The following is a 21,299-nucleotide window of genomic DNA, read 5'->3' as shown; positions in this document are numbered from 1 at the left end:
GCAAGAGATATGCGGCCATGCTACTCCATCGGTTCAGTGGCTGGCTGTTCAAAAAGGCTTGTCGAAGGTGATTTTCGGCTCTTTCCATGGGCCTTTGACGGTGTATTTCACACTGGCAAAGCGCGCCACGCGGTCACCGATCAGCTTGTCGATCAGGAACAACGCGCCGCCGACCGCCGGTGCGCCGACGATCAGCGCCGCAATCGGCAGGTTGTTGGTCACCGGCAAGGTCACCAGCAACTTGGCGTCCACCTGATCACCGACCAGATCCAGCGTACCGTCCAGCTCAATGTTGCTCGAAGGACCGGTCAGGCGAATCGGTTCGCGGGTGACATACACACCGTTATTTGCCACCAACAGGCCTTTGACCCGGTCGTAGCTCAAGCCTTTGCCGAACAGATCGGAGAAGTCCAGACGCAGACGCCGGCCGATGGAGTTGAAGTTAAGCAGGCCAAACACTCGCAACGCCTGCGCGCCGCCCTCCACTTCAACAAACTGACCTTTGTTCAACGACGCATCAAGGGTGCCGGAGAAGCGCTTGGTCGCCAGCCAGGCCGGCGAGCCCGGCCAACGGCCATCGACGTCCATATGAAATTCTTCGCTGGTCACGCTCGGCGCAAAGCCCCAACCCTTGAGGACATCGGCGAGATTCTTGCCGCCAATCCGGCCCTTGAACCAGCTATTGGTCGCCCCCGGCGCACCTTCCCAGCCGCCATTGCCCTGCAACAGGATGCCTTTGAGGCCCATGTCGAGGTTGTTCAGGGCGATGCCTTTCGCGGTCGGTCGCACTTTGAGCGACCAGCCGCCGACCAGATCCGGCCCGAGAAACAGTTGATTGATCGTGATATCCAGCGCCGGAATCTTCGTCGGATCCACCGAAACCAAAGGGTCTGGCGAATTCTCGTCAGCCTGCACCGTCGGGTCTGGTGCTGGCAGTTTCACGTATTGCAGATTGACCGCAATCGGCACGCCCTTGGCGTCCGGCAGGCTCCCCGAGCCCTTGGCCTGCTGGCTGTCGAGAGCCAGATTCCATGCGCCTGGTTTGCGATTGACCTGCACCGATGCCTGATCCAGCGTGGTCCCGAGTGCCGTGAGCTTGCCGACTTTGAAATCAGCACTGTTGAGCAATTGCTTGGCGCTGCCGCCCGGATCCTGCCCGGCGTATTTGTTCACCAGATCCTGCCACGGCGCGACGTCCAGTTCCGAGAGCACCCCGCGAACCCGCAAGCCTTTGGCGCCCGGCAGCACCGCTTCGCCGGCACCGAGGAACAATTCGCCACGGCCCTCGGCAAAATTGCTCGGCGGTGCCGCGAAGGTGAAATTGGCCAGTTGGTCGTAGTTGACCCAATAACGTCGCTCCTGCCCCTGCAAAGTCATGCGGAACACGGTATCGCGTCCGACATCTGCCGCCATACCGAACGGTGCCGGCAGATCCACCGCCACACCCTTCATGCTGGAACTGACCATCAACTGGCTGTCGGCGCCGTCCAGATTCAATTGCAACTGATAAGGAATGGTCCCGGAAACCGGCAATGGTTGCGTCACGCCCAGCCAGTCGGTGAGTTTCTTCACTTCGACCTGACCGGATGCGACAACCCGGGTCTTGAGCTTGCCGGAGCTGCCATCAGCGAAGATCTGCGCGGTCACCGGTTTGTCGAACGCCCGCGCGGCGATGTTCTGCCCGCTGAGTCCTTTGGCGCTGTCAAAGCGGAAATCACCCTTGAGTTGGGTCAGCTCAAGCTTCGGCTCGGCGAGTTTCAGGCGCGCATTGGCGGTTTTGAAGTCGACCAGAATCTTCGGCAGGTCGCCGCCCTTGTCCAGCGGGATGTCCAGTTTGAGCTTGCCTTGCAGATCACCCGCCCCTTCCCATCCGGCAAAGGTCTCACCGGTGCCGATCGGCGCTTCCTGAAGAATCTTCAAGCCATCCCCCAACCCACCGGCAAAGGCGCCATCGAGGAACATATGCGTATGTTGTCCGGCCGGCACATGGGGAATATTGACGAAGACATCGCTGACTTGAGTGTCAAGCAACTGGCCCTTGTCGGCCACGATCCGCACACCACTGTCTTCGATGAACACGTCGCCACTGACCTTGCTCACGTGCGGCCAGCCCGGCTGGAACGCCAGTTCAGCGTCGTGCACTTTGAAGAACAGACTGATACTGCGATCGGCCTCCCCGGCATTTTTGCTCAGCGAACCCTGATACTGAAAGAAACCCTGATCGACTGCACCTTTGAGGATGGCCGTACGCAGCCACTCGTCGAGCGCCGGGCTGAGCACTTGAGGCAGGTACTTGGCCGTGTAGCGACCGTCGCCATCGACCAGACCGACCCGCAGGTCCATATAGTCTTCCTGACTATGGTCGAAATGCAGGCGTATCAGGAAATCGCCGGCAATCTTGCCTTCCTCGCCAAGCACCTTCAGGTACGGAGCGATCAGGGTGAAGCCGTCTTTGTCGAGCTTCCAGGTCAGCCGCGCATTGGCCTGAATGTACTGCCATGGCTTGGCGAAAATCGGGTCGAGGTGCAGGACAAAATCCTTGCTGTCCATGCGCAACTCGCCACCGTCCAGGTTACCGCTGAGGCTACCACTGACGTTTCGTGCTGCCGGAGCGCCGTGATAGGCATCGAAACCAACATTGTCCAGATTGCTGGCGAAACTGAATTTGTTGCCATCGGTGGCATTGGGGCGAAAATCCAGCAACACGTTACGCAGGCCACCGGTGACTTTCAGATGATCGACGGCCGTGGCGAAAGCTTGCGGCAACGGCCCCAACGCATTGAGCAACGGAGTGATCGGAGTCAGATCGAGACGATCCGCCTGCAAGTGCCAGAGCTCGTCCACCTTGTCGGTCGCGCGCGTCTGCTTCAGTTGGGCATGAGACTCCCAACGGTTTTCGCCAAAACTCATCGCCAGTGAATCAAGGGTAATGGTGGCACCCTCATCACTGTTCTCGTAGTAGGCGTTAAGCGCCAGATTATTGATCTGGATCGGCTTGCGATCGGCATAGGCGCCGGTCAGTTGCGGAGCATTCAAGCGTAACGCGGCACTCTGCAGCGTGCCCTTGGCCCAATTGACCCAAAGTTCGCCACCGGCTTTGATTTCGGAAAAATTCCACTGCTGGGTAAGACGCTCTGGCAGCCACTTCGACCAGTCGCTTTGCGGCAGGCTGGCATAACCGTCCACCACACTGTCCTGCCATTGCTCCGGGCGAATCCGCGTGCGCAGGCTCAGTGCAACGGGCTGGCCATCCGGCAAGGTCAAACGCGCATCGAGCCGTTGACGGCTGGCGCCGGTTTTCAGATTGAGGCCGACATAGGTGAGGGTGAGCGGCGCGTGATCCAGCGGTTGCAAAGTTACCTGACTGTCGAGCACCGACAGTTGCTGAATCATTTGCGAACGATTGAACAGTTGCTGCGGGTCGAGCGGCTGATCGTGCTGCACCGGCAGACCTTCCAGCGCCCAACTGCCGTCCTCGGCTTCCTTGAGGCTGATTTTCAGGCCGTTGAGTTCAAGATGGGCAATGCGCACTTCGCGCGCCAACAAGCTGGCCCAAAGATCCGGTACCGCGCGCACTCGATCCAGACGCAACGCATTGGCGCCAGCGCCGACCATCACATCATGGGCCAGCAGGATCGGCGCAAAACCGCTCCAGTTGCCTTCAAGTTCGCCGATCTGCAACGGCATGCCGAGGGCGGCACTCGCCTTGTCTTCGATGTCGGCGCGATATTCGGCCACCAACGGGGTCAGCTCACGACCGAGACTGACGTACAACGCCATCAACACCAGAACCAACGCGCACAGGCCCAGCCCCCAGCGGGTGAGTGTGGCCAGAATGCGTGTCAGACGCTCCATGTCAGTTGGCTCCCATGGCAAAAATACTGCGAAAAGCTGAGGCCAGCCGCGGTGGAATAAAAGTGACGCAGGGGATCAGAGCAGCACCACGTCATATTGTTCCTGGGAATACATGGTTTCCACCTGGAAGCGTATGGTGCGACCGATAAACCCTTCAAGCTCGGCGACGTTACCGGATTCTTCGTCAAGCAAGCGATCCACCACTTTCTGGTTCGCCAACACCCGATAACCCTCGGCCTGATAGGCGCGCGCTTCACGGAGGATCTCGCGGAAGATCTCGTAACAGATGGTTTCCGCAGTCTTGAGTTTGCCACGCCCCTGACAACTGCTGCACGGCTCGCACAGCACCTGTTCGAGACTTTCGCGGGTACGCTTGCGGGTCATCTGCACCAGGCCCAACTCGGTGATGCCGATGATGTTGGTCTTGGCGTGATCACGCTCCAGCTGTTTTTCCAGGGTGCGCAACACTTGGCGTTGATGCTCTTCATCTTCCATGTCGATGAAGTCGATGATGATGATCCCGCCCAGGTTGCGCAGGCGCATTTGCCGGGCGATCGCGGTGGCCGCTTCGAGATTGGTCTTGAAGATGGTTTCTTCGAGGTTGCGATGGCCGACGAAAGCTCCGGTGTTCACGTCGATGGTGGTCATGGCTTCCGCCGGATCCACCACCAGATAGCCACCGGATTTCAGCGGCACCTTGCGTTCGAGGGCTTTCTGGATTTCGTCTTCGACACCATAGAGGTCGAAAATCGGTCGTTCACCCGGGTAGTGTTCCAGACGATCGGCGATTTCCGGCATCAGTTCGGCGACGAACTGCGTGGTTTTCTGGAAGGTTTCCCGGGAATCGATGCGAATCTTCTCGATCTTCGGGTTGACCAGGTCACGCAGCGTACGCAGCGCCAGACCGAGGTCCTCGTAAATCACGCTAGGCGCGGAGATGGTTTTGATCTGCTCGTTGATCTGGTCCCACAGGCGCCGCAGGTAACGGATGTCCATGAGGATTTCATCGGCGCCAGCGCCTTCGGCGGCGGTGCGCAGAATGAAACCACCGGCCTCCTTGATGCCTTCTTTGGCCACGCAATCGCTGACCACCTGCTTGAGGCGTTCGCGCTCGGCTTCGTCTTCGATCTTCAACGAGATGCCGACGTGGGCGGTGCGCGGCATGTACACCAGATAACGCGAAGGTATCGACAGCTGCGTGGTCAAGCGCGCGCCTTTGGAACCAATCGGGTCCTTGGTGACTTGCACCACCAGGCTTTGACCTTCGTGCACCAGCGCGCTGATACTTTCGACCGCAGGACCTTCACGTAGAGAGATTTCGGCGGCGTGAATGAATGCCGCGCGGTCCAGGCCGATGTCGACAAACGCTGCCTGCATACCCGGCAGCACGCGGACGATCTTGCCTTTATAGATGTTGCCGACAATCCCGCGCTTTTGTGTGCGCTCAACGTGGACTTCTTGCAGCACACCGTTTTCGACCACCGCCACGCGCGACTCCATCGGCGTGATGTTGATCAGAATCTCTTCACTCATGGCAGGATCTCGTTCAGGCGTGTTCACGATAATGGCCGCATCTGGATTCGTACGACGCTTATTGCGCGTTCAGGTTTTGCCAACAGGGTATGCCGAAATGGCCTAACAGTTCTGCGGTTTCGCAAATCGGCAACCCGACCACCGCCGAGTAACTGCCATTGAGGCCCGCGACAAACACCGCGCCGAGCCCCTGAATGCCATAACCACCGGCCTTGTCCCGTGGCTCGCCACTGGCCCAGTAAGCGGCCGCTTCCTCAATGCTGATCGCGCGAAACCGCACCAGACTGCGCACCACCCGCGACTCGCAGCGCTCGTCTTCAAGCACGGCGATGGCGGTCAGCACTTCATGCTCCTTGCCGGACAACATCATCAGCATGGCGCATGCATCGGCTTCGTCCACCGGTTTGCCCAGAATTTTGCCGTCCAGCACCACGGCAGTGTCAGCACCCAGCACGCAGAATGGCTGAGTGGACACGACCGTGCGGCGTCCGGCCTCGGCTTTGCCGCGCGCCAAGCGTTCGACATAGGCCGAGGGCAACTCTTCGGGTGATGGGGTTTCGTCGATATCCGCACTGATGGCGGAGAACGGAACGCCGATCTGCGTGAGCAATTCACGGCGACGCGGCGATCCGGAGGCGAGGTAAAGCGGCTTCATCAAAACATCTCCCTGTTCAGTGCCCTGCTTCACCGGCTCAATTGATTTTGTAGCGTCGGCGCAATCCGCGTAGGGCAAAGCTGACCCAAGGCCAGAGCAAGGCACTGACCAGCGCTGGAAGTACCAGCGCCAGGGTTGGTTGACGGTTACCGGTCAAGGCACTGAGCCACAGTTGCACCAGTTGCGCGAGGCCGAAGATCACCAGAATCACCAGGCACTGCTGCCACATCGGGAACATCCGCAGGCGTTGCTGCAATGACAATACGAGGAAGGTGATCAGGGTCAGGATCAGCGCATTCTGACCGAGCAGATCGCCCTGCAGCACGTCTTCGGCCAGGCCCAGGCAAAACGCCGTAACCATGCCCACTGTGTGCGGCATATACAAAGCCCAGAATGTCAGGAGCAAGGCCAGCCATAGCGGGCGCAGGATTTCCATGAAAATCGGTAATGGCGACACGCTCAGGAGTATGCCGACAACAAACGTCAGCCAGACAATCCAGCCGTTACGCGATGCGGTAGCCCCGACCATTATTCTTGTCTCCCGGTTGTCGCTGGTGCGTTGACTGGCGGTTTGGCCGCAGGTCGCGCAGCCGGCTGGGCAGCTGGAGGTTTGGCCGCCGCCGGCGTCGCTGCCGGTGGTTTGGCAGCCGCTGGCGGTTTGCTTGCAGCGGGTTTGGCCGGTGTGGCGCTAGCGGCAGCGGTCGGTGCGGCAGGCGTCGCGGGCGTCGTAGCCGCTGCGGCAGGCGGGGTCACGGTTTTCGGTACAGTGGCCGGAATAATCGGGCCGCCGCCAAAGGCATCAAGATTTTCCTGCGCTTGCGCCGCATCGTTGGCACGTTCTTCGGCGGTGCGGTTGTCGCTGAACACCAGCAACATGTAGCGGCTGCGGTTCAGCGCGGCGGTCGGTACGGCGCGAACGATGGCGAACGGCTGACCGGAATCGTGGATCACTTCCTTCACCGTCGCGACCGGATAGCCTGCCGGGAAACGCTGGCCAAGGCCGGAACTGACCAACAGGTCGCCTTCCTTGATATCCGCCGTGTCGGCGACGTGGCGCAATTCCAGGCGCTCAGGGTTGCCGGTGCCGCTGGCAATGGCTCGCAGCCCGTTGCGATTGACCTGTACCGGAATGCTGTGTGTGCTGTCAGTGAGCAGCAACACGCGCGAGGTGTAAGGCATCAACTCGACCACCTGGCCCATCAGGCCACGCGCATCGAGCACCGGCTGACCGAGCACCACGCCGTCGCGCTCACCTTTATTGATGATGATGCGATGGGTGAACGGGTTGGGGTCCATACCGATCAACTCGGCCACTTCGACCTTTTCGTTGACCAGTGCAGAAGAATTGAGCAACTCGCGCAGCCGAACGTTCTGCTCGGTAAGGGCGGCAAGCTTTTGCATGCGGCCCTGCAACAGCAGGTTTTCGGTCTTGAGTTTTTCGTTTTCGGCGACAAGCTCGGTGCGGCTGCCGAACTGGCTGGCGACACCTTCCCACAAGCGACCCGGCAGGTCTGTGATCCAGTAGGCATCCATCAGCACCAGCGACGCTTGCTTGCGCGCAGGCTTGAGCAGGTCAAAGCGGGCATCGACCACCATCAGCGCGATCGATAGCACGGCCAGCACCAACAGGCGCACGCCCAACGAAGGGCCCTTGGCGAAAAGCGGTTTAATAAGCCGCTCCTCCCAGGCAAATGTTCTGTTTATTCATACGGCATCAAACCGGCCTGGATGAAGACTGACAGAAGATAAACGCCAACAGGCAGCACTGCAAAGTGCTGCCTGCGCGCTCACCCACGTATTGCACTCGGCGACTTATTCGCTCGAGAGCAGGTCCATGGTGTGCTTATCCATCATTTCCAATGCACGGCCACCGCCGCGAGCCACACAGGTCAGCGGATCTTCGGCAACGATCACTGGCAGACCGGTTTCCTGGGCCAGCAACTTGTCGAGATCACGCAGCAGCGCGCCACCACCGGTCAGCACCAGGCCACGCTCGGCGATGTCGGAAGCCAGTTCCGGCGGCGATTGCTCCAGAGCACTTTTCACAGCCTGAACGATGGTTGCCAGGGACTCTTGCAGAGCTTCCAGCACTTCGTTGGAGTTCAGGGTGAATGCGCGTGGAACGCCTTCGGCCAGGTTGCGACCGCGAACGTCGACTTCGCGAACTTCGCCGCCCGGGTAGGCCGTGCCGATTTCCTGTTTGATGCGCTCAGCGGTGGATTCACCGATCAGGCTGCCGTAGTTACGACGCACGTAAGTGATGATCGCTTCGTCGAAGCGGTCGCCGCCAACGCGGACGGATTCGGCGTAGACCACACCGTTCAGGGAGATCAGCGCGATTTCAGTGGTACCACCACCGATATCCACGACCATCGAACCGCGCGCTTCTTCGACCGGCAGGCCGGCACCGATCGCAGCGGCCATTGGCTCTTCGATCAGGAACACTTCACGGGCACCGGCACCAAGGGCCGATTCACGGATGGCGCGACGCTCAACCTGGGTGGATTTGCATGGAACGCAGATCAGCACACGAGGGCTAGGCTGCAGAAAGCTGTTTTCGTGAACCTTGTTAATAAAGTATTGCAGCATCTTTTCGCAGACGCTGAAGTCGGCGATCACGCCGTCTTTCATCGGACGAATGGCAGCAATGTTGCCCGGCGTACGGCCGAGCATGCGCTTGGCCTCGGTGCCGACAGCAACGACACTTTTCTGGTTACCGTGTGTCCGAATGGCCACAACCGATGGCTCATTCAGGACGATACCGCGCTCGCGCACGTAAATAAGGGTGTTGGCAGTGCCCAGGTCAATGGAAAGATCGCTGGAAAACATGCCACGCAGTTTCTTGAACATGGGAAAGGGACCCTAGGCAACGCGTGGGTAAAAAAGTGCGGCAAACTCTAACAACGACAGGGATTTTGGGCAAGGCGCCAATATGTTAAATTGGCCGCTTTTCTGTGCACCAAGCCCCACAATCGCGGCCTTATGACCGTAGAAGTGCGGTAGTGTTCCGACAATCTAACACACGGACGCCGTCCGTTCTGTTTTCCACAGGAGAATCCCGATGGCGCTAGAACGCTCCGACGTGGAAAAAATCGCTCATCTGGCCTGCCTTGGCCTCAATGATGCCGATCTTCCACACATTACTTCCGCTCTCAACAGCATTCTCGGTCTGGTCGACGAAATGCAGGCTGTTAATACCGACGGAATCGAGCCTCTGGCCCACCCGCTGGAAGCCAGTCAGCGCCTGCGCGCCGACGTTGTGACCGAGACCAATCACCGCGAGGCCTACCAGTCCATCGCACCAGCGGTCGAAAACGGCCTGTATCTGGTTCCGAAAGTCATCGACTAAAGGGAAAGAGCCTGCAATGCATCAAATGACTCTGGCCGAGATCGCCCGCGGTCTCGCCGATAAAAAGTTTTCCTCCGAAGAGCTGACCAAAGTCCTGCTGGCGCGCATCACCCAGCTCGATCCGCAGCTCAACAGTTTCATCAGCCTCACCGAAGAGCTGGCGCTCGAGCAGGCGAAAGCCGCCGATGCACGCCGCGCCAACGGTGAGAGCGGCGCCCTGCTCGGTGCGCCGATCGCTCACAAAGACCTGTTCTGCACCCAGGGCATTCGCACCAGCTGCGGCTCGAAGATGCTCGACAACTTCAAAGCCCCGTACGACGCCACCGTGGTCGCGAAGCTGGCAGCTGCCGGCGCGGTGACCCCGGGCAAGACCAACATGGACGAATTCGCCATGGGTTCGGCCAACGAGTCGAGCTGGTACGGCGCGGTGAAAAACCCGTGGAACCTGGAACACGTGCCGGGCGGTTCGTCCGGCGGTTCGGCGGCGGCAGTAGCCGCTCGTCTGTTGCCTGCGGCCACGGCCACCGACACTGGCGGTTCGATCCGTCAGCCGGCAGCCTTCACCAACCTCACCGGCCTGAAACCGACCTACGGTCGTGTTTCGCGCTGGGGCATGATCGCTTACGCCTCCAGCCTCGATCAGGGCGGGCCGTTGGCGCGCACCGCCGAAGACTGCGCAATTTTGTTGCAAGGTATGGCTGGCTTCGATCAGAACGACTCCACCAGCATCGATGAGCCGGTTCCGGATTACTCCGCCAGCCTGGGCGACTCGCTGCAAGGCCTGCGCATCGGCGTGCCGAAGGAATACTTCAGCGCCGGTCTCGACCCACGCATCGCCGAGCTGATCCAGAACAGCATTAAAGAGCTGCAGAAGCTCGGTGCGGTGATCAAGGAAATCAGCCTGCCGAACATGCAGCACGCAATTCCTGCGTACTACGTGATCGCCCCGGCAGAGGCTTCCTCGAACCTGTCGCGTTTCGACGGCGTGCGCTTCGGCCATCGCTGCGAGAACCCGGAAAACCTGATCGACCTGTACAAGCGTTCCCGTGGCGAAGGCTTCGGCGCGGAAGTGCAGCGCCGGATCATGGTCGGTGCCTACGCGCTGTCCGCCGGTTACTACGACGCCTACTACCTGAAAGCGCAGAAGATCCGTCGCCTGGTGAAGAACGACTTCATGGCTGCCTTTAATGAGGTCGACATCATCCTCGGCCCAACCACGCCGAACCCGGCCTGGAAACTCGGCGCCAAGAACAGCGACCCGGTCGCTGCCTATCTGGAAGACGTCTACACCATCACCGCCAACCTCGCGGGCCTGCCGGGCCTGTCGATGCCGGCCGGTTTTGTCGACGGTCTGCCGGTGGGCGTGCAGTTGCTCGCGCCGTATTTCCAGGAAGGTCGCCTGTTGAACGTTGCCCACCAGTATCAGCTCAACACTGACTGGCACACCCGCACCCCAACCGGCTTCTGAGGAGACACACATGCAATGGGAAGTCGTGATCGGGCTGGAGATTCACACTCAGCTCACTACCCGGTCGAAAATCTTTTCCGGTAGTTCCACCACGTTCGGCTCTGAGCCGAACACCCAGGCCAGCCTGATCGACCTGGGCATGCCCGGCGTTCTGCCGGTGCTGAACCAGGAAGCGGTGCGCATGGCGGTGATGTTCGGTCTGGCGATTGACGCCGAGATCGGTCAGCACAACGTGTTCGCCCGTAAAAACTACTTCTACCCGGACCTGCCGAAGGGCTACCAGATCAGCCAGATGGAGTTGCCGATCGTTGGCAAGGGCCACTTGGACATCGCCCTGGAAGACGGCACGGTCAAGCGTGTTGGCATCACCCGCGCGCACCTGGAAGAAGACGCCGGCAAGAGCCTGCACGAAGAATTCAACGGTGCCACCGGCATCGACCTGAACCGTGCCGGCACACCGCTGCTGGAAATCGTCTCCGAGCCGGACATGCGCAGCGCCAAGGAAGCCGTGGCTTACGTCAAGGCGATCCACGCACTGGTGCGTTACCCGGGTATTTGCGACGGCAACATGGCCGAAGGTTCGCTGCGTTGCGACTGCAACGTATCGGTACGCCCGAAAGGTCAGGTTGAGTTCGGCACGCGCTGCGAGATCAAGAACGTCAACTCGTTCCGCTTCATCGAGAAGGCAATCAACACCGAGATCCAGCGTCAGATCGAGCTGATCGAAGACGGCGGCAAAGTGATCCAGCAGACCCGTCTGTACGATCCAAACAAGGACGAGACCCGTCCGATGCGTTCGAAAGAGGAAGCCAACGACTACCGTTACTTCCCCGATCCGGACCTGCTGCCCGTAGTCATCGAAGAGTCGTTCCTCGGCGAGGTGCGCGCCACCCTGCCGGAACTGCCACCGCAGAAACGCGAGCGCTTCCAGAGCCAGTTCGGTCTGTCGGCCTACGACGCCAACGTGCTGGCCACCAGCCGTGAGCAAGCGGACTACTTCGAGAAAGTTGCAGCCATCGGCGGCGACGCGAAACTGGCGGCGAACTGGGTGATGGTCGAGTTGGGCAGCCTGCTCAACAAGCAAGGCGTGGACATCGACGAGTCGCCGGTTTCCGCTGAACTGCTGGGCGGCATGCTGCAGCGCATCAAGGACAACACCATCTCCGGCAAGATCGCCAAAGTGGTGTTCGAAGCGATGGCCAACGGTGAAGGCAGCGCGGACGAAATCATCGAGAAACGTGGCCTGAAACAGGTTACCGACAGCGGCGCGATCTCTGCAGTGCTGGACGAAATGCTCGCGGCCAACGCCGAGCAGGTTGAACAGTATCGTGCGGCGGATGAAGCCAAACGCGGCAAGATGTTCGGCTTCTTTGTCGGTCAGGCGATGAAAGCGTCGAAAGGCAAAGCCAACCCGCAGCAAGTGAACGAACTGCTGAAAAGCAAGCTCGAAGGCTGATGAAAATGGAGCCAGACAAACAGCCTGGCTCCATCCCCTGTAGGAGTGAGCCTGCTCGCGATAGCGATTTGACAGTCACTTTTCCGGTGTCTGACATTGCGCTATCGCGAGCAGGCTCACTCCTACATTTGTTTTTGGGAAACCTTGAATGAAGCGTCTGCTCAGCCTTTTCGCCCTGCTCTCCTTGCTGGCCGGTTGCGCCAGTACCGATATCATCGACCCGCACGGTTACGACCAGACCGGTGTCGCCTCTTATTACGGTGCCAAGCACCACGGTAAACGGACCGCCAGTGGCGAGCCGTTCAACCAGAATTCCCTGACCGCCGCCCACCGCCAGCTACCCTTTGGCACACGGGTGAAGGTCACCAACCTGAAAAACGATGAATCCGTTGTGGTCCGCATCAACGACCGTGGCCCGCATACCCGTGGACGCCTGATCGATGTGTCCCGCGAGGCCGCCGAACAACTCGGCATGCTGCGCAGCGGCACCGCGCGGGTTCGCGTGCAGGCCCTCGACGACTGATGGAGCGCTGACCATTTTCGGATTAGCCGATTTACCCCTGATCAGCGTGATCGAACTGCTCGCTGGCCTGTGCCTGCTGATCTTCGGCGCCGAACTGATGGTGCGCGCAGCGGTACGTCTGGCAGCACGCCTGCATGTGCGACCGCTGATCATCGGCCTGACCATCGTCGCCCTCGGCAGCAGCGCACCGCAAATGGCCGTGAGCCTGCAAGCGGCGCTGGCGCATAACCCGGACATCGCCGTCGGCAGTGTGGTCGGCAGCAGCATCTTCAACATCCTTGTCACCCTCGGGCTTTCCGCGCTGATCATTCCTCTGCGCGTCTCGCGGCAACTGGTGCGCCTGGATATTCCGCTGATGATCGGTGCCAGCCTGCTGGTATTCGTGCTGGCATGGAATGAAGAGATCGGGCGCTTCGACGGCATCCTGTTGTTGGCGGCTTTGGCGCTGTATCTCGGTTTACTGCTGCGCCAGTCACGGCATTCGACGCGACCGCATTCGGAACATCCTGAAACGGCGCATGCCTCGTGGTTCAGCAGCCTGTTGATGATCGTTATCGGTCTGGCGATGCTGGTGTTTGCCGGGCATCTGCTGCTGGGCGCCGCTGTCGTGGTGGCCACCGACCTGGGATTCTCCGAGCGAGTGATTGGCCTGACTGTGGTCGCCGTCGGCACGTCGCTGCCGGAACTGGCTACGTCATTGATCGCAGCCTTGCGCGGACAACGCGACATCGCCGTCGGCAACGTGATCGGCGCCAACCTGTTCAACCTGCTCGGGGTGCTCGGCCTGACCGCATTGATCGCACCGACGCCGCTGTCGGTGTCCCCGAACGCGCTGGATTTCGACCTGCCGGTGATGCTCGGCGTCGCCGCACTGTGCCTGCCGGTGTTCTATTCCGGCTACCGCGTGACGCGCGCCGAAGGTTTGCTGTTGCTCGGTTTGTACCTGGCGTACGGACTGCACGTGGTGTCGTTCACCACCGGCATGCCGCTGGCCGGCAAGCTTGAGCGGCTGATGCTGTTTTATGTCTTGCCGACGCTGTTGACGTTCCTGCTGTTCACGTCGATCCGCGCCTGGCGCCGCCAACACCACAAGAGGGATATGCCATGACCGAATCGAAGAAGTCCGGGGTTGAAGTCCGCCGCCAGGTAATGGGCGATGCGTTTGTTGATCGCGCGCTGGGCAACGCCACCGAATTCACCCAGCCGTTGCAGGATTTCGTCAATGAACATGCCTGGGGTGGCGTGTGGAATCGCGAAGGTCTGCCGCTGAAAACCCGCAGCCTGATCACCCTCGCCGCGCTGACCGCGTTGAAGTGCCCGCAAGAGTTGAAAGGCCATGTGCGCGGCGCGCTGAACAATGGCTGCACGGTCGACGAGATTCGTGAGGCGCTGCTGCATTGCGCAGTGTATGCCGGCGTGCCGGCGGCGATCGATGCGTTTCGTGCAGCTCAGGAAGTGATCGATACCTACCAGAAGCCTGTGTGATTGAACTGACGCCTTCGCGAGCAAGCTCGCTCCCACATTGGAATGCATTTCAAATGTGGGAGCGAGCTTGCTCGCGAAGAGGCCCGGGAGAGCAACCCAAGATTCAGGCTAGATCCACCCACCCCATTGCAAAACAAAGATCCCGATATTGGTGGTAATCGCCGCCATCAACGTGGTCAACACAATGATCGCCGCCGCCAGCTCATGATTGCCCTGCGCCGCCCGGGCCATGACAAAACTCGCCGCCGCCGTCGGGCTGCCGAAGTACAGAAACAGAATCCCCAGCTCCGCCCCGCGAAAGCCCCACAACCACGCCCCCAGCGTCGCCAGCACCGGTAGACCGATCATCTTCACCAGGCTGGAGCTGAGCGCCATGCTACCGCTCTTGCGCAATGCCGCCAGCGACAACGTGCCGCCAATGCAGATCAGCGCCAATGGCAAGGTGGTCTGCGCCAGATACTGGCCGGAAGTTTCCAGCCAACCCGGCAAACCGATCTTGAAATAGGCAAACGGCGCCGCCGCAATCACGCTGATGATCAACGGATTGCTGAACACGCTTTTGCAGATGCTCCACGGATCGGATTTGATCACCGGGCTGTACACCGCCAGCACGATGGTCGACAGCGTGTTGTAAAACAGGATCACCAGCGCCGCGAGAATCGCCCCGAGGGAAATCCCGTAATCGCCGTACATGCTCGCCGCCAGTGCCAGACCGATCACGCCGTTATTGCCGCGAAACGCGCCTTGGGTGTAGATGCCGCGATCTTCACGCGGGCATTTGAAAATCGCCCAGCCCCAGGCCACGGCGAAGCTCACCAGGGTGGCGAGGGAGAAGTAGATCAGCAGGGACGGCTGCAACGCGGCGTGCAGGTCGGCATGCAGAATGCCGAGGAACAGCAGCGCCGGCATGGTGACGTTGAACACCAGCGACGAGGCCGTGTGGATGAAGTTGTCGTTGATCCAGTCGATGCGCTTGAGCAGCACACCGAGAAACAGCATGGCAAACACCGGCGCGGTGATGTTCAGGGTTTCGAGGAAGATTGCCAGCATGCCGGGGAGCCTTGGGTGAGCGTCGTTAGGGGGCTAATGATAAGCCAAAAGCTTGAAAAGCCCCTCACCCTAACCCTCTCCCCGAGGGAGAGGGGACTGACCGAGGTGTCTTGTGTCATACATCGACCTGCAAGACCGAGTCGATTATGGATTCGGCAAAGCACTTTCAGGTCGATGTACTTCTTAAATATTCCCGGATCGGCCCCCTCTCCCTCCGGGAGAGGGCTGGGGTGAGGGTAGCTTTGCCCTCCCCCCAAACCATCAAGTAATCGGCGCCGGATTGAACAACGTAATGTCGTTATGCAGCTTGTGCTTCTCCGCCCACGTCTGCTGTTTGCCGCTGGCAACATCCAGATAGTAGTGAAACAGCTCCCAACCCAACTCCTCGATGGTCGCCCGCCCGGTAGCAATCCGCCCGGCGTCGATATCGATCAGATCCGGCCAGCGCTGCGCCAACTCCGTACGCGTCGAGACCTTCACCACCGGCGCCATCGCCAACCCATACGGCGTACCCCGCCCGGTGGTGAACACATGCAGGTTCATCCCCGCCGCCAACTGCAACGTCCCACAAACAAAATCACTGGCCGGCGTCGCGCAAAAAATCAGCCCCTTCTGCTTGAACCGCTCGCCCGGGCCGAGTACGCCATTAATCGCACTGCTACCGGACTTGACGATCGACCCCAGCGACTTCTCGACAATGTTCGACAGCCCGCCCTTCTTGTTGCCGGGCGTGGTATTGGCGCTACGATCCGCTTCACCCTTGGCCAGGTATCGGTCGTACCAGTCCATCTCGCGCACCAGTTCCTCGGCGACGGTTTTGCTTTCGGCGCGCGATGTCAGCAGGTAAATCGCATCGCGCACTTCGGTGACTTCGGAAAACATCACCGTCGCCCCCGCCCGCAACAGCAAATCCGAGGCGTAGCCCAGCGCCGGGTTGGCGGTGATTCCGGAAAACGCATCGCTGCCGCCGCACTGCATGCCGAGGATCAACTCGGAGGCCGGCACGGTTTCGCGGCGGCGCTGGTCGAGTTTCTTCAAACGGACTTCGGCCAGCGCCATGATCTGCTCGATCATCTCGGTGAAACCGTGACTGGAATCCTGCAAGCGATACAGCCACGGATCGCTGAGATCGACGGAGGCGTCGTCCTCGTGCATCACCTGCCCGGCCTGCAACTTCTCGCAGCCCAGACTGATCACCAGCGCTTCACCACCGAGGTTCGGGTTGCGCGCCAGATTGCGCACAGTACGAATCGGGATATAGGCGTCAGTGGCAGTGATCGCCACGCCGCAGCCATAACTGTGAGTCAGCGCCACCACGTCATCGACATGCGGGTACTTCGGCAGCAGTTCTTCCTTGATGCGTTTCACCGCGTGATCGAGCACGCCGGTGACGCACTGCACCGTGGTGGTAATGCCGAGAATATTGCGCGTGCCGACGGTACCGTCAGCGTTGCGATAACCCTCGAACGTGAAGCCTTCCAGCGGTGCCTGCGCGTCCGGCACCTCGGTGGACAGCGGCAGGCTGTCCAGCGGCGGCGCGGTCGGCATGCGCAGTTGATCTTCCTTGACCCAACTGCCACGGCGAATCGGCTGCAACGCGTAGCCAATCACCTGACCGTAGCGAATCACCTGGCCGCCCTCGGGAATATCTTCGAGGGTGACCTTGTGGCTCTGCGGCACAAATTCCAGCGTCACCAGGCCATCGGCAAATTCAGTGCCGGCCGGTGCGCCCTGGTCGTTGACCACAACCACCACATTGTCCCGCTCGTGCAGGCGGATGTGGCGCGGCGAGTCGGAATGTTCAATCAACTGCATGACGCCGCTCCTCAGGAATGCGCTTGAGACAATTTACCGGTGGCTTCAGTACCGCCATTGGTTGGCGGCTCTTTGAGGACCACGCGTTTGATCGGGCCAACGATGACCAGGTAGCTGAACACCGCCACCAGTGCGTTGGCACCGACAAACACCAGCGCCCATTTGAACGAGCCAGTGGAGCTGATGATGTAGCCAATCACGATCGGCGTGGTGATCGATGCGATGTTGCCAAAGGTGTTGAACAGGCCTCCGCTCAGGCCGGCGATCTGTTTTGGCGAAGTGTCGGAGACCACTGCCCAACCGAGTGCGCCAACGCCTTTGCCGAAGAAGGCCAGAGCCATGAAGCCAACCACCATCCATTCCACATCAACATAGTTGCAGGCGACGATACTGCTGGAAACCAGCAGGCCAGCGATGATCGGTGCCTTGCGGGCGAAGGTCAGCGAGTGGCCTTTGCGCAGCAGGTAATCGGAAATTACCCCGCCGAGCACGCCGCCGATAAAGCCGCAGATGGCCGGCAACGAGGCGATGAAACCGGCCTTGAGAATGGTCATGCCACGCTCTTGCACCAGGTACACCGGAAACCAGGTCAGGAAGAAATAGGTGATGCCGTTGATGCAGTATTGACCCAGATACACACCGAGCATCATGCGGTTGGTCAGCAACTGACGGATGTAATCCCATTTCGGACCATCAGCCTTTTTGCCTTGCTTGACGTCCATGTCGACCATGCCGCCGTTGTCGGCAATGAACTGCACTTCCGCTTCGTTGGCCAGCGGGTGTTGACGCGGGCTGTGGATAACCTTCAGCCAGATGCCAGAGAAGACGATGCCGAACACGCCCATGACGATAAACACGTGTTCCCAGCCGAAGGAGTAAACGATCCAGCCCATGAGCGGAGCGAACAACACGGTGGCAAAGTATTGCGCCGAGTTGAAGATCGCCGAGGCAGTGCCGCGCTCGGCGGTCGGGAACCATGCCGCCACGATGCGCGCATTACCGGGGAACGACGGCGCTTCAGCCAGACCGACCAGAAAGCGCAGCATGAACAGCGCAACAATCGCCGTGGACATGCCGAACTCACCGACAAAGCCTTGCAGCACGGTGAACAGCGACCAGGTGAAAATGCTCAGGGCATAGACTTTTTTCGAGCCGAAGCGATCGAGCAGCCAGCCACCGGGGATTTGCCCGGCCACGTAGGCCCAACCGAATGCGGAGAAGATATAGCCGAGGGTGACCGCGTCAATGCCCAGATCTTTTTGCAGGCTGGAGCCGGCGATGGCGATCGTGGCGCGGTCGGCGTAGTTGATCGTGGTCACCAGAAACAGCATGAGCAGGATCAAATAGCGGACGTGAGTCGGCTTGGACGATTGCATGTAGATGTACTCCCACTGATTATTTTTATGCGCGGGTGAATCTTCTTTGGTCTTCCCTGTAGGAGCTGCCGAAGACTGCTCCTACAGGGGTATTGCCTTATCAGGAACCGATGTAACTGGTCTTCACGACCGTGTAGAACTCTTGCGCATAACGGCCTTGCTCACGTGAGCCATAGGATGAACCTTTACGGCCACCGAACGGAACGTGGTAATCGACGCCAGCGGTCGGCAGGTTGACCATCACCATCCCGGCTTGCGAATGACGTTTGAAGTGGTTGGCGTACTTCAGCGAGGTGGTCGCAATACCCGCCGACAGACCGAACTCGGTGTCGTTGGCCATCGCCAGCGCCGCGTCGTAATCAGCCACGCGAACGATGTTGGCCACCGGGCCAAAGATTTCTTCGCGGCTGATGCGCATCGACGCTTCACTGTCGGCAAACAGCGTTGGCGCGAGGAAGTAGCCTTCGGTGTCGCAGGTCACCAGACCGCCGCCGCTGACCAGACGCGCACCTTCGGACTGGCCGATGTCGATGTACTTCATGTCCTGTTCCAGCTGCGCTTGCGAAACCACTGGACCAATATCGGTACCGGATTTCAGCGCGTGGCCGACCTTGATCGACTTCATGCGCTCGGCCATGGCTTCAACGAACTTGTCGTGAATCCCGGCAGTGACGATCAAGCGGCTGGAAGCCGTGCAACGCTGACCGGTGGAGTAGAACGCGCTCTGCACCGACAGCTCGACCGCTTGTTTGAGGTCGGCGTCGTCGAGAATGATCTGCGGGTTCTTGCCGCCCATTTCCAGCTGCACTTTCGCCTGACGCGACACGCAGTTAACGGCGATCTGACGACCCACGCCGACAGAACCGGTGAAGCTGATGCCGTCGACTTTCGGGCTCTGCACCAACGCATCGCCAACCACGCGACCGCTGCCCATCACCAGGTTGAACACGCCAGCCGGGAAGCCGGCGCGGGAGATGATTTCCGCCAATGCCCAGGCACAGCCCGGAACCAGATCGGCGGGTTTCAATACCACGCAGTTGCCGTAGGCCGGGGCTGGGGCGATTTTCCACGCAGGAATCGCGATCGGGAAGTTCCACGGGGTGATCAGACCGACCACGCCCAGCGCTTCGCGAGTCACTTCAACGTTGACGCCCGGGCGCACCGACGGCACGTAGTCGCCGGACAAGCGCAGGCATTCACCGGCGAAGAATTTGAAGATGTTGCCGGCGCGGGTCACTTCACCGATGGCTTCGGGCAGGGTCTTGCCCTCTTCCCGGGCCAGCAGGGTGCCGAGCTCTTCGCGACGGGCGAGAATTTCGCTGCCGACTTTATCCAGCGAATCGTGGCGGGCCTGAATGCCCGAAGTCGAGTACGCCGGGAACGCGGCGCGGGCGGCGTCGATGGCGGCGTGAACCTGAGTCAGATCAGCCTTGGCGTAGTCGCCGATGGTGTCACTCAGTTCCGAAGGGTTGATGTTGGCCGAGTAGTCGGCACCGGCAATCCATTCACCGTTGATGTAGTTGTCGTAGCGTTTTGCAGTTGTCACAGGGGCAGCCCTCACATCTCAAAGCCTTCACGCAAAAAGCCGCTGATTGCTCAGCGGCCTCGCTTTTATCGGGTGTTACTGCGCACCTTGCTTGTCGATCAGCGCGGCGAGCATTTCGTACTCTTCGCCAGTCAGATCGGTCAGCGGCGCCCGCACCGGGCCTGCGTCATAGCCGGCGATTTTCGCGCCTGCCTTGACGATGCTCACGGCGTAACCGGCCTTGCGGTTGCGGATGTCGAGGTATGGCAGGAAGAAGTCGTCGATGATCTTGCCGACGGTGGCGTGATCTTCACGGGCGATCGCGTGGTAGAAGTCCATCGCGGTTTTCGGAATGAAGTTGAACACCGCCGAGGAGTAAACCGGCACGCCCAGCGCCTTGTAGGCCGCGGCGTAGACTTCGGCGGTCGGCAGACCGCCCAGGTAGCTGAAGCGATCACCGAGGCGGCGACGGATCGACACCATCAACTCGATATCACCCAGGCCGTCCTTGTAGCCGATCAGGTTCGGGCAGCGCTCGGCCAGACGTTCCAGCAGCGGCGCGTTGAGGCGGCAAACGTTGCGGTTGTAGACGACCACGCCGATGTTGACCGATTTACACACGGCTTCAACGTGAGCAGCAACACCGTCCTGGCTAGCTTCGGTCAGGTAGTGCGGCAGCAGCAACAGGCCTTTGGCGCCCAGACGCTCGGCTTCCTGAGCGTATTCGATGGCCTGACGGGTCGAACCACCGACACCGGCGAGGATCGGCACGCTGGTTTCACAGGTGTCGACGGCAGTCTTGATGATTTCCGAATATTCGCTGGCGGCCAGGGAGAAGAACTCACCGGTGCCGCCGGCGGCGAACAAGGCTGAAGCGCCATACGGAGCCAGCCATTCCAGGCGTTTGATGTAGCCCGCGCGGTTGAAATCGCCCTGCGCGTTGAAATCGGTCACCGGGAAGGACAGCAGGCCGGCAGAGAGGATGGACTTCAGTTCTTGTGGATTCATTATTCGAACACCCTGGTAGCAACGTTTTTTGTGATTGGTCCGTTCAGCCTTCGCTGAAGTTGTAGGTCATCGTACAACTTAAAAGATAACCGTCAACTGCATTTCATCGTTGTGGGTGGTTTTTTGTCGGACAAAAGTGTTTAAGCCAAATGGCGAATCAGCGTAAAGGCCTGTTTTTACTGGGCTACATTGCAGAAATGT

General features: G+C 60.0%; 17 protein-coding genes. 6 read left to right on the top strand and 11 right to left on the bottom strand.

Annotated features, from left to right (window positions below):
* Positions 1 to 48: 48 nt before the first annotated feature.
* From AB4O11_RS12830 to mreB, 6 genes are all read right to left on the bottom strand, one after another.
* A complete protein-coding gene (locus tag AB4O11_RS12830) occupies positions 49 to 3,855 on the bottom strand; it encodes a YhdP family protein (RefSeq protein WP_460130801.1) in 3,807 nt (1,268 codons plus the stop codon).
* A gap of 75 nt (positions 3,856 to 3,930) precedes the next feature.
* The gene (rng, locus tag AB4O11_RS12825) at positions 3,931 to 5,388 is read right to left on the bottom strand and encodes a ribonuclease G (RefSeq protein ID WP_034154470.1); all 1,458 of its coding nucleotides are present in this window, start codon (positions 5,386 to 5,388) and stop codon (positions 3,931 to 3,933) included.
* A gap of 58 nt (positions 5,389 to 5,446) precedes the next feature.
* Positions 5,447 to 6,043 (bottom strand): Maf family protein, encoded by a 597-nt coding sequence (locus tag AB4O11_RS12820; protein ID WP_186624815.1) that lies wholly within the window; start codon positions 6,041 to 6,043, stop codon positions 5,447 to 5,449.
* A gap of 37 nt (positions 6,044 to 6,080) precedes the next feature.
* Positions 6,081 to 6,572 carry a rod shape-determining protein MreD gene (mreD, locus tag AB4O11_RS12815; RefSeq protein ID WP_034154468.1) on the bottom strand — a complete coding sequence of 164 codons (492 nt, stop codon included), beginning with the start codon at positions 6,570 to 6,572 and terminating at the stop codon, positions 6,081 to 6,083.
* Positions 6,572 to 7,678, bottom strand: coding sequence for a rod shape-determining protein MreC (gene mreC / locus AB4O11_RS12810; protein WP_460092316.1), 1,107 nt, complete (start codon positions 7,676 to 7,678; stop codon positions 6,572 to 6,574). Before mreC ends, mreD begins: the two co-directional genes overlap by 1 nt.
* Before the next feature lie 177 nt (positions 7,679 to 7,855).
* Entirely contained in the window at positions 7,856 to 8,893 is a 1,038-nt protein-coding gene (gene mreB / locus AB4O11_RS12805) for a rod shape-determining protein MreB (protein WP_002555108.1), read from the bottom strand.
* 211 nt (positions 8,894 to 9,104) lie between these two features.
* On the opposite strand from mreB, the gene gatC reads away from it, so the two are divergent.
* From gatC to AB4O11_RS12775, 6 genes are all read left to right on the top strand, one after another.
* Positions 9,105 to 9,392 (top strand): Asp-tRNA(Asn)/Glu-tRNA(Gln) amidotransferase subunit GatC, encoded by a 288-nt coding sequence (gatC, locus tag AB4O11_RS12800; RefSeq protein WP_007901429.1) that lies wholly within the window; start codon positions 9,105 to 9,107, stop codon positions 9,390 to 9,392.
* A gap of 16 nt (positions 9,393 to 9,408) precedes the next feature.
* Complete coding sequence (gatA, locus tag AB4O11_RS12795) at positions 9,409 to 10,860, top strand: Asp-tRNA(Asn)/Glu-tRNA(Gln) amidotransferase subunit GatA (protein WP_460130799.1); 1,452 nt, start codon at positions 9,409 to 9,411, stop codon at positions 10,858 to 10,860.
* A 10-nt stretch (positions 10,861 to 10,870) separates the two neighbouring features.
* Positions 10,871 to 12,316 carry an Asp-tRNA(Asn)/Glu-tRNA(Gln) amidotransferase subunit GatB gene (gatB, locus tag AB4O11_RS12790; protein WP_460130797.1) on the top strand — a complete coding sequence of 482 codons (1,446 nt, stop codon included), beginning with the start codon at positions 10,871 to 10,873 and terminating at the stop codon, positions 12,314 to 12,316.
* 148 nt (positions 12,317 to 12,464) lie between these two features.
* Positions 12,465 to 12,839 carry a septal ring lytic transglycosylase RlpA family protein gene (locus AB4O11_RS12785; RefSeq protein WP_093435918.1) on the top strand — a complete coding sequence of 125 codons (375 nt, stop codon included), beginning with the start codon at positions 12,465 to 12,467 and terminating at the stop codon, positions 12,837 to 12,839.
* Between the two features lie 46 nt (positions 12,840 to 12,885).
* The gene (locus AB4O11_RS12780; RefSeq protein ID WP_460130796.1) at positions 12,886 to 13,947 is read left to right on the top strand and encodes a calcium/sodium antiporter; all 1,062 of its coding nucleotides are present in this window, start codon (positions 12,886 to 12,888) and stop codon (positions 13,945 to 13,947) included.
* Positions 13,944 to 14,324 carry a carboxymuconolactone decarboxylase family protein gene (locus tag AB4O11_RS12775; protein WP_093435910.1) on the top strand — a complete coding sequence of 127 codons (381 nt, stop codon included), beginning with the start codon at positions 13,944 to 13,946 and terminating at the stop codon, positions 14,322 to 14,324. The genes AB4O11_RS12780 and AB4O11_RS12775 overlap by 4 nt, the downstream gene beginning before the upstream one ends.
* A gap of 108 nt (positions 14,325 to 14,432) precedes the next feature.
* Here the strand turns inward: AB4O11_RS12775 and AB4O11_RS12770 are convergent, their stop codons facing one another.
* The 5 genes from AB4O11_RS12770 to kdgD all read right to left on the bottom strand — a co-directional run bounded on the left by AB4O11_RS12770 (position 14,433) and on the right by kdgD (position 21,098).
* A complete protein-coding gene (locus AB4O11_RS12770; RefSeq protein ID WP_099757996.1) occupies positions 14,433 to 15,374 on the bottom strand; it encodes an AEC family transporter in 942 nt (313 codons plus the stop codon).
* A 261-nt stretch (positions 15,375 to 15,635) separates the two neighbouring features.
* The gene (garD, locus tag AB4O11_RS12765) at positions 15,636 to 17,189 is read right to left on the bottom strand and encodes a galactarate dehydratase (RefSeq protein ID WP_034154460.1); all 1,554 of its coding nucleotides are present in this window, start codon (positions 17,187 to 17,189) and stop codon (positions 15,636 to 15,638) included.
* Positions 17,190 to 17,200: 11 nt separating this feature from the next.
* Entirely contained in the window at positions 17,201 to 18,565 is a 1,365-nt protein-coding gene (locus tag AB4O11_RS12760; protein ID WP_034154459.1) for an MFS transporter, read from the bottom strand.
* Positions 18,566 to 18,665: 100 nt separating this feature from the next.
* Positions 18,666 to 20,111, bottom strand: a complete 1,446-nt coding sequence (locus tag AB4O11_RS12755) for an aldehyde dehydrogenase family protein (RefSeq protein ID WP_460130794.1) — start codon at positions 20,109 to 20,111, stop codon at positions 18,666 to 18,668.
* A 75-nt stretch (positions 20,112 to 20,186) separates the two neighbouring features.
* A complete protein-coding gene (kdgD, locus tag AB4O11_RS12750) occupies positions 20,187 to 21,098 on the bottom strand; it encodes a 5-dehydro-4-deoxyglucarate dehydratase (protein ID WP_093435890.1) in 912 nt (303 codons plus the stop codon).
* Positions 21,099 to 21,299: the final 201 nt, after the last annotated feature.

Source organism: Pseudomonas sp. H1_D05 (assembly GCF_054682705.1).
Note: the sequence above shows the minus strand (reverse complement) of the source record. Positions and strands in the feature narration are given on the sequence as shown.